5 protein-coding genes are annotated in these 9,435 nt (G+C 42.4%); 4 read left to right on the top strand and 1 reads right to left on the bottom strand.

What is annotated here, in order from left to right; all coding sequences use genetic code 11:
- Nucleotides 1-163 precede the first annotated feature (163 nt).
- Together zwf and pgl are read left to right on the top strand one after the other, a co-directional pair.
- Nucleotides 164-1,678: a glucose-6-phosphate dehydrogenase gene (zwf, locus tag ATH1_RS0109640; protein WP_010420781.1), complete on the top strand. Its 1,515-nt coding sequence runs from the start codon at nt 164-166 to the stop codon at nt 1,676-1,678.
- Nucleotides 1,679-1,802: 124 nt separating this feature from the next.
- Nucleotides 1,803-2,507 carry a 6-phosphogluconolactonase gene (gene pgl, locus ATH1_RS0109645; protein WP_010420783.1) on the top strand — a complete coding sequence of 235 codons (705 nt, stop codon included), beginning with the start codon at nt 1,803-1,805 and terminating at the stop codon, nt 2,505-2,507.
- A gap of 60 nt (nt 2,508-2,567) precedes the next feature.
- Here the strand turns inward: pgl and ATH1_RS0109650 are convergent, their stop codons facing one another.
- Nucleotides 2,568-6,998, bottom strand: coding sequence for a translocation/assembly module TamB domain-containing protein (locus ATH1_RS0109650; protein WP_010420785.1), 4,431 nt, complete (start codon nt 6,996-6,998; stop codon nt 2,568-2,570).
- Nucleotides 6,999-7,599: 601 nt separating this feature from the next.
- Here ATH1_RS0109650 and ATH1_RS0109660 point away from each other — a divergent pair.
- Both ATH1_RS0109660 and ATH1_RS0109665 read left to right on the top strand, forming a co-directional pair.
- Nucleotides 7,600-8,025, top strand: coding sequence for an ACT domain-containing protein (locus ATH1_RS0109660; protein WP_010420786.1), 426 nt, complete (start codon nt 7,600-7,602; stop codon nt 8,023-8,025).
- 5 nt (nt 8,026-8,030) lie between these two features.
- Entirely contained in the window at nt 8,031-9,341 is a 1,311-nt protein-coding gene (locus ATH1_RS0109665) for a phenylacetate--CoA ligase family protein (RefSeq protein WP_010420788.1), read from the top strand.
- Nucleotides 9,342-9,435 lie beyond the last annotated feature (94 nt).

Below are 9,435 nucleotides of genomic sequence, written 5' to 3' on the forward strand. Positions count from 1 at the left end.
GATTTTCTTTTCGTAACCTCAACCTCAACCTCTAATTGATAATTGATTATTGAAAAAATCTGCGATAATCTGTGTAATCTGTGGTGAATTCTCAGCCTCAGCCTCCGGCCTCTATTTATCAGTTGGAAGAGATAACAAATTATTAAGGAAATAATATAGAACAATGAGAAAACCACAAAATCACATACTGGTTATTTTCGGAGCATCAGGAGATCTAACCAAACGTAAACTTGTACCGGCACTTGCCGATTTGCATAAACAAGAGCTCTTGCCGGAAAAATTCTCGGTTCTGGGGTTGGGCAGAACAAAGCTGTCGGACGATCAGTTCCGTGAAAATATGAAAGAGGGTATTAGTAAGTTCTCTTCCAAAAAGGAGGGCGCTTTTGATGATTTTTTGAAGCGGCTCTACTATTACTCCTTTAATACCAAGGAGGGCAGCGAATACAAGGGATTTAAAGAGCGACTGCTGGCACTTGACAAGGAAACAGGGAGCGAAGGGAACTTCATTTTTTATCTGGCGACCCCTCCCAGTATGTATTCGCTGGTTCCCCGTTTCCTGGCAGAACAGGGGCTGAACCGGAGTGAAGATGGATTCAGGCGGATAATTGTAGAAAAACCCTTCGGGCGTGATCTTGAAAGTGCCAAAAAGTTAAATCGTGAGCTTTTGGAGTATTTCCGTGAAGAACAGATATATCGTATTGATCATTATCTGGGAAAGGAAACGGTTCAAAACCTTTTGGTAACCCGCTTTTCGAATAATATTTATGAACCTTTGTGGAATCGCAACTACATACACCACGTAGAAGTAACATCAACCGAAGATATTGGTGTTGAAGGTCGTGGTGGTTATTATGAAGAATCCGGTGCTTTGCGGGATATGGTACAGAACCATTTGTTGCTGCTTACCAGCCTGGTGGCTATGGAACCTCCTGCTCTGATCAATGCCGAAAGCATAAGGAATGAAATTGTTAAAGTTTTGCAGTCGTTACGTCCTATTTCTAAGGATGAGGTTGAGAAATACGTGATACGTGGTCAGTATATGGAATCGCAGATGCGTGGGAAGCAGGTGAAAGGGTATCGCCAGGAAAAAGGGGTTGATCCCAAATCGAGGGTTGAGACTTTTGTCGCCATGAAGTTTTTTATTGACAACTGGCGCTGGGCTGGCGTTCCTTTTTACATCAGGACAGGGAAAATGATGCCCACCAGGGTAACGGAAATTGTTATTTATTTTCAGGCGACTCCACATCACCTGTTTGCCGACGATCCCGCTATAATCCGGCAGCAGAACCAAATGGTTATTCGCATTCAGCCGGATGAAGGACTATTGCTGAAATTTGGGATGAAATTGCCGGGAGCCGGTTTCAGAGTACAGGATGTGAATATGGATTTTCATTATTCAGACCTGAACGATACATATCTTCCTTCGGCCTATGAGCGTTTGTTGCTTGACTGTATGCTGGGCGATCCCACGCTCTATTCCAGGGGAGATGCAGTGGAAGCAGCCTGGAAGTTTATTGATCCTATCCTTCAGGCCTGGGAAGAACGACCATGTATTAAAGTTCACGGTTATCCTGCCGGCTCTTGGGGCCCTGAGGAAAGCGACGATCTGATAGAGGGAAATATGACCTGGCGCTACCCCTGCAAGAATTTATCTGACGGTTTGTATTGCGAGCTTTGAAGCGTTTCGGGTTCAGAGTTTCGGGTTCTGAGTTGCTGGTTGCTTTGTATTAACAATTCTCATTTCACTAACCACTAACCACTAATTTCTAACCACTAACTTCTAACCACTAAACTGAAAATGAATGGAAACAAAGATTTTTTACTCTAAAGAACAACTTGCCCGTTTTTTTGGTGATTATCTGACAGCACTCACCCGACAAAATGATGTGGTGAATATCGCGCTGTCGGGTGGCAGCACTCCTGAAGCTATTTTTGACCTGCTATCGCAGGAGTATAAAGATGTCGTAAAGTGGGATCGGATTAAGTTTTTCTGGGGAGATGAAAGATGCGTACCGCCGGATAGCGATGAAAGCAATTACAAAATGGCAAAAATGCATCTTTTTGATCATATTGGTGTTTCTTCAGAAAATATTTTCAGAATAAAGGGAGAGCTGACGCCCGAAGAAGCCCTTGCTGATTATCGCACGGTGATTGATAAAAACCTGCCAAAGGAGAACGGCATTCCACGGTTTGATGTTGTGGTACTGGGAATGGGCGACGACGGACACACCGCTTCCATTTTTCCGCATGAGCTATCACTTTGGGACTCGCCTCAATGGTGCGAGATAGGTACACATCCCGAAACGGGACAGAAACGCATCACCCTGACCGGGCAGGTCATCAATAATGCCAGGGAGATTGTTTTTCTTGTAACCGGTGAGAAAAAGGCCCCGAAGGTAGATGAAATACTGAACCGGAAAGGAGATTACCGTATTTATCCGGCCTCAAAGGTTGACAGGTCGAAGAGTCTGTGGTTGCTTGATCAGCAGGCGATGGGAAAGCAGTAAAACCGGCAACCGGTGCGGTGCCACGCTGAAACCGATAGTTTGTCAGATTTTTGGTTATTATTAATCTTCCTCATCCTTTCTTCCTGTGATGGCTTTCCAGTATTTGCTAAGTAATTCGGTGAATTTGTCGAATTCTTCTTTAAAGGAGATGCCGATGCCTTGTGTTGTTGGCGACGTTTCGTAAATGATGTCGTCGTTTGACCGGGTATAGGCTTTTGCTCTGATGGTTCCGCTCTTATTCAGCTTAACATCCATGTCGAAATCTCCTACCATTTTACTGGTGTTGGTCTGGTATTTTCCGTAACCCACGTTTCCGTTTATGGTTACACGGTTATTGAACATTTGTGTAGAAAGAGCTACTTCAATTTCCTCACTTGAAATATTGTCTTCAGGTCTGTAGCTGACTCCCACATCGAATTCGTTGCTAATATTCGACAACCACCGGCTCAGCTGGTTTGACAGCATTTCGGTAGTGGTTACCAGGGCGGCATTGTTTGTTTGCATACCTTCGGTATTTTCCATTCTGAGGTAATCGGGCGTATAAAAACGGTTCAGGACAAGAAGGGATAATACCTGACGGTTCATTTCTTCTTCGGAAGTGATAAAATCAAGGATGTAATTTTCCCGGCTTTCACTTAAAGTAGGTGTTTCAATGCCGAATTTTATTCCCGGCTCTTCGAGTGGTCCGGACAGCATCAGGTTGCAATGGATGGGGATACGTCTGTAAATATCCTGGTTTTCGCCTGTTCCGGTGTCTGTTATCGGGCCAATCAGATCGGAGAGTGGGGCTTTCAATTTGTAAACAGCTGTAAGATCAATTTGTGCCTTATATGGATCGCCCTGCCAGGTAACAGTACCTCCCTGGTTGATTTGGAACCTTTTGTTGACGAGGTTTTGAAGTGAAAAGAGGTATTCACCTTCTTCAATCATGTACTCTCCGAATAAACTCAGATTTCCCTGCCGGTTGATATGAATTTGGATATTCCCGCTACCTGTAGTGGTAAGCACATCGCCTGTTGCGGCATCAAAGATGATCTCTATTCTGGCGGCAGGCGTAACATCAATATCCATGTTTAGCTCAAGACCTGAGAGTTCTACTTTGTATTCGGCACCGTTTTCTTCAGGAGTAGCATTGTATGGGTCTTCTTGTTGATCTTTGCCGGAGATAAAACGAATGAAATTGCTTTGAACAGCTTCATCTGTGTCAGCCGTTGGAATAAAAAACCTGGTGTTCTCTTCGGTGGTGCAGCTGATCGTTAATTCCGTGTTTTGTGATGTGCCGTTTACCAGCATCTTCCCGGTCCCGTAAACTGTTCCGTAGTAATAGGGATTGTCTTTTGCCTTGGTGTCTAATACCAATTGATTGTTTACATCGAGTTGCAGGTTAAATACCATGTCGGAAAAACCCGTATGATAAATTGAACCTCTGAAACGACCTGTTTTCCCGAATTTATCTTCTACCTCAACATCTTTGAATCGTATTTCATTGGGATAAAACCATACAGAATCCCTGAGTATATAGGAGGTTTGCAAAAGGTCTACATCGAAACGGCCGCTATCAATATTTACTTTACCTGTCAGCAGAGGTTTGTTGAGAGGACCGGTAAGATGAAGTTCACCCGATGTGCCGGCCGAAAAGTTTTGTAATATGTTTCCAATAAAAGAGCCTAAAAATGAAGCATTAAAACCGTTCAGGTCCAGATCAATATTGATGTTGTTTTCTTCGGGGAAAATATGTCCCTCGCCGGCAAGAGGTGTCTTTTCGCCGTCTTTTAAAGAAGTGCTGACTGCCAGTGCGTTGCTGCTTTGATCCCATTGAGATGCAATGGTTAAAAAGCCGGCAGTATCTCCGTCAAAACTAAAATCGTCAATTGAAAAATTAGCCGTCCAGAGTGGTGTTCGATAGTAATTTTTCAGTTCTATGTTGCCGTTGGCCAGACCACCAAAATGATGCGATTTTTCATTGTTCGGTTTGAAAAGCTGAGAGAGGTCGATGTTGTCCATTTCAAGGCGCAGACCATCCATTGATTTTCGGTGAAGAAAGCCGTTAAGAGCAAGCCTCTGGCGATCGTGTTTAATTTCAAGCCCCTCGATACTTATCGTATTTGGTGTTCGTGATATTTTTGCTTCATTGATATTCCAGATGGAATCCCTGAGTATAACAGTAGAAGGATGCAAATGAGTAGTGAAATAGAAATCGTCTTTTTCGTCCTTACGGAAGGAAGATGTACTATAAATTGCGCCGCTGTTGGTGACTTCGTGCCAGTTGTTCCAGAAAATATTCATATCGAGGGTATCTTGCCTGGCTTTTTGATGTATTGAGAAATTATATAAGGTCAAAGCATTATTCCGGTCAATTTCCCTGGCGCGGGTTACTATTTGCAGGTCATCACCACCTCTTGTATTGGCATAAAACTCTATGTCTTTTGCAGTGATGCTTTTGAAAGCTGCGTTGTCGAATGAAGCATTAATGTCGAATATCTGTTTTTTTGAGTCGATTGTGCCGTTCAGTTTCCCTTTTCCGGCCACTTCCAGGTCGGGGGAAAACAGTCTGATGACTTTGTCAAACCCGTTGAAATCTACGTTGAATTTGAAAATGTTCGCGGGGACTTCGTTTTCATCCACCGGAGGAACCAGTGCAGGCAGAAAATGTGAAATCATATCAACAAATGACTGCCTGAAATTAGCAAAGTTGTATTGTCCTGTCAGATCAGCTTCCACAAAATCAGACCGCAGTGTCATTCGCTTCACACTATCCTTTTTAAAGGCTTTCAATGAAAGGGTGTCAATTTCGAGCGAAGTGTTGGGAGTGAAAATAAGTCCTTCGGTAATATTAACTTCACCTGCAAGATTGTCAAGATTATCTCCTTCAAAATCGGCACCTATGGTCATTGTAATAACGCCGTCTTTCAGGTTTGGTAAAATGTTCAGGCGGTCGGCCATCACATTTTCCAGGAATGCTCTAAACCGGAATCGGGGAATGGTTCCTGCCAGATCGAACTTTCCGTCAAATGCCATACTTCCGTTATCGTCATCAACCCTGACTGAGCCGTCGAACCTTTGATGGGTAAGAAGTCCGTTAATGTCAATATCGCGATAAAGGTATTCGTTCCATTCAAATTTCTTTATTTTTCCGGTCAGATAGGAGAAATAGTGACTTTTGTCTTTCCATACTCCGTTTACATCAACATTCATAGTCAGATTACCGATCTGGCTTTTATCGTTCAGTATTTCTCCCAATTTGAAATCGATTGTTTTCAGCCCTCCTTTGTATGAGACAGATTTATCTTCTTCAAATTTAACTCCAATATCGGTGCTGATATTTCCAAGCGCAGTATTGAAGCTTCCGTAAGCAACCATGTCGCTGGTAAAACCCGTGAGATTACCGGTGTACCTGATAGTCCCGAGAGCAGGTAAATTGCCTCCTTTCAGGTCTTCCGATCTTCCGGTGATTCTGAACAAATCGGAGGGGGTAGTTTCAAGGTTTTCGATGTCTATGAATAGAAATGTTTCTTTATAGTCGGAAAGATCACTGATGTCGAAAGACAAATTTATCCTCGTTTCCCGTCCCAGTGTGAGATTAATACCACGTCCTTTCAGGTTATCAGATGAACCATAAATCTGACCCGACAAACCAATGGATGTTTCAATTTGCGGGATGTTTTTGAGATATAAGTCCAGCTCTTCGGGTGACAGATAAATTTTTCTTATTTTAGTCAAAAACCGTTGATTATCATCTAATTTATTTTTTTCCGGGTTTACCGGAATTTCAAGACGACTAATATTGATTTCTGAAAAAGGCGTTTTCAGAAAAAAATCCTTAACAGATACCTTGTCGGGCCGAATTTTCCCCTCGGCTCCGCAGCTTTGAATGGAAAGTCCGGCTTTTTCCTCTAACGATAAATTATTGATCCGGAAATTCAATGAATCTGCAACGCCTGAAGTTCTCTCTATGTCGAGATTGACGTTGTTGAATAAAAATGAATGCTTCTTTAAATCCGGGTTTTGGAATACAGAATGAGCAAGAGAAATACTTCCGTCTTTTATGTTGATACCTCTGACGGAGTAGTGCCATTTTGATGTGTCGGGACGATTGGCTCCGATTGAGTCGATCAAAAAGGCAAAGTTCATTTTTTTGTCGTGTTCGGTCAGGTTTATTTGAGGAGCATTTATTGTTATCCTGCCAATGTAAAAGTGTTTTTTCAGAAAAGAGAAATAATCTACTTCGGCATGAACACTTGGAGAAAAGAGCAAGGTATCCCTGTTCAGATCACGAATAAGAAAATCATTTATTCTGATTCCTGAAAAAGGCAGAGCCTGAATTCGACCGATGGATATTTCCGTGTTCAGGTCATCGCTTAAGCGCCGGGTAATATTCGAAACCACTCTGGTTTGTACCCCTGGAAACATAAAAACAATAGTCACTACCAGTGGAAGTCCCACCAGGAGGCCAAAAAGCAGAAGTAATATTTTATTTTTATTTCTGGTCAAAAGTCGGATGAATAATTTTTGAACCTGGTATAAAAAGCATCTTTGTTGCCAAACTCATTGTTGTTTTAAATTTCTGGACACTCATGAACAAATGGTTAACTGCGGTACAAAAATTTAAAACGCCTCGATTTTGGCAAAAATATGCTTTTTATACCGTACTCATTTTTTTAATGGCTGATTTTGAAATGAATCCTCACATCGCTTTTCCCTGAAAACGATGGCATTGTTATTCTCAGCAAAAATAGTGCAAAGTATTCGGGTTTTCTAATAAAAATTATGAGTCAACTTCTAAAAGTCCTTTTTTTTAATCTTATTGTTGTAGAAAATTTTTTAATCGTCATTAACAAGTAGTTAACTCCGGTTCAAAAACCCGGAGTGTGTAATATATGACAATTCGAAGGCGAAAAATTCTATACAAGTCTATTACACACCCTAAAGGCCCCGACCTTGACAAAAACAGCTCTTTTAGGAACGGGCTTAATCATTGTTGTTCCGGTGAAGTGGTAATAATTTTTCAGATAAGTTATTTCCGGTTTTCCGGGGAAATTTGTTAATAATTTGTAAATTTCACCTGCTTTATTAAAAAAATAAATTCAAATCTATGATAATAAAACAGTTATCGGTTTTTTTAGAAAATCGTGCCGGTCGGCTCAACGAAGTTTTTGGTATACTCGGAGAATCGAACATCAATGTATCAGCATGCAGCGTTGCCGATACTACCGAGTTCGGTATACTAAGAATGATCGTTTCCGATCCTGAAAAAGCACGTGCCATACTGAAAGAAAACCTTTTTTCGGTGAATGTCAACGACGTGATCTCATTTGCAACCCCCAACACACCGGGCGCCCTTTCCAAAACGCTCGAAATACTTTCGGATGCCGGCATCGGTATCGAATATCTTTACGGGTTCTCACCCGGTGACAAATCGTTTATTGTATTGAGAAGCGACAATATAGAAAAAGCAATTGAAGAACTTCAGAAGCACGAAATGGAACTGATTTCGGCCAGTGACATGTATAAATTTTAATCTTTATGGAACTATCGATATGGAACCGGCATTTTGAAACTATGCCTCGCGAACAGATGAGAGAAGTTCAAAATGACCGGTTACGAGACACCGTTGAAAGGGTTTATTACAATGTCCCGTATTACAGGGCCAGAATGCAGGAAAAGGGTTTGGGCCCGGAACATATCCGGACAGTTAATGATTTAAAACTTCTTCCGTTTATTACCAAGCAAGACCTTCGCGATAATTATCCTTTCGGTCTTTTTGCTCTTCCCATGAGTGAAATAATCCGTCTTCATGCATCGTCAGGAACCACGGGACGACCTACCGTGGTGGGTTATTCCCGCCGCGATATTGGCGTATGGTCGGAGGTGATGGCCCGTACCCTCACCAGTGCGGGAGTCGGCAAGAATGATATTATACAGATTGCTTACGGGTATGGACTTTTTACCGGCGGACTGGGTCTTCATTACGGGGGCGAAAAGGTGGGCGCTTCGGTGATTCCCATCTCAGGCGGAAATACCAAACGTCAGTTACAATTAATGCATGATTTTGGCAGTACGGTTTTGGCCTGCACCCCCTCTTATGCTTCCTATCTGGCTGAGGCTATTGAAGAAAGTGAAATTGAACGGGATGCACTGAAACTTAAAGCCGGGATATTAGGCGCAGAACCATGGACAGACAACATGCGCAAGGAGATTGAAAAGAAACTCAGGATAAAGGCTTTTGATATATACGGGCTGAGTGAAATCATCGGTCCCGGTGTTGCCTTCGACTGTGAATATCAAAACGGTCTTCACATTAATGAAGACCATTTTATACCCGAAATTATCGATCCTGATACTTTGGAGGTTTTGCCTGAGGGTGAGTTTGGAGAATTGGTTTTCACTACTATTACCAAGGAGGGACTTCCGGTTATCCGGTACAGAACGCGCGATCTTACCCGTCTTCACTACGATACCTGCCGTTGTGGGAGAACCCTGGTAAGAATGGACAAGTGTACCGGACGTAGCGATGATATGTTGATTATCCGGGGTGTAAATCTCTTCCCTTCGCAAATTGAAAGCGTATTGCTCGATATGGATGAAACAACACCCCATTATCTGTTGATTGTCGATCGCGTTAACAATCTTGATACGCTTGAGTTACACGTGGAAGTGGAGGACAGGTTTTATCAGGACAGGATCAGCGAACTTCAGAATCTGCGTAAAAAAATCAAGAATCAGATTGAAAGTACCATCGGGCTTTCGGTTAATGTAAAACTGGTAGAGCCTAAAACCATAGAAAGAAGCGAGGGAAAAGCTAAAAGAGTAATTGATAAGAGGAAGATGGAGTAGGGGTAGTGAACGGGAGAAGGATGAGGATGAGGTTAAGGATGAGGGTGAGGATGAGGATGAGGTTGAGAGTTTACCACAGATGACACAGATTGGC

It is taken from the genome of Anaerophaga thermohalophila DSM 12881, assembly GCF_000191885.1.
Classification (GTDB): Bacteria; Bacteroidota; Bacteroidia; order Bacteroidales; family Marinilabiliaceae; genus Anaerophaga; species Anaerophaga thermohalophila.

Coding starts and splice junctions, on each gene's coding strand:
- ATH1_RS0109665 (WP_010420788.1), top strand. CDS start 8,031: ATGGAACTATCGATATGGAACCGGCATTTTGAAACTATGCCTCGCGAA.
- ATH1_RS0109660 (WP_010420786.1), top strand. CDS start 7,600: ATGATAATAAAACAGTTATCGGTTTTTTTAGAAAATCGTGCCGGTCGG.
- zwf (WP_010420781.1), top strand. CDS start 164: ATGAGAAAACCACAAAATCACATACTGGTTATTTTCGGAGCATCAGGA.
- pgl (WP_010420783.1), top strand. CDS start 1,803: ATGGAAACAAAGATTTTTTACTCTAAAGAACAACTTGCCCGTTTTTTT.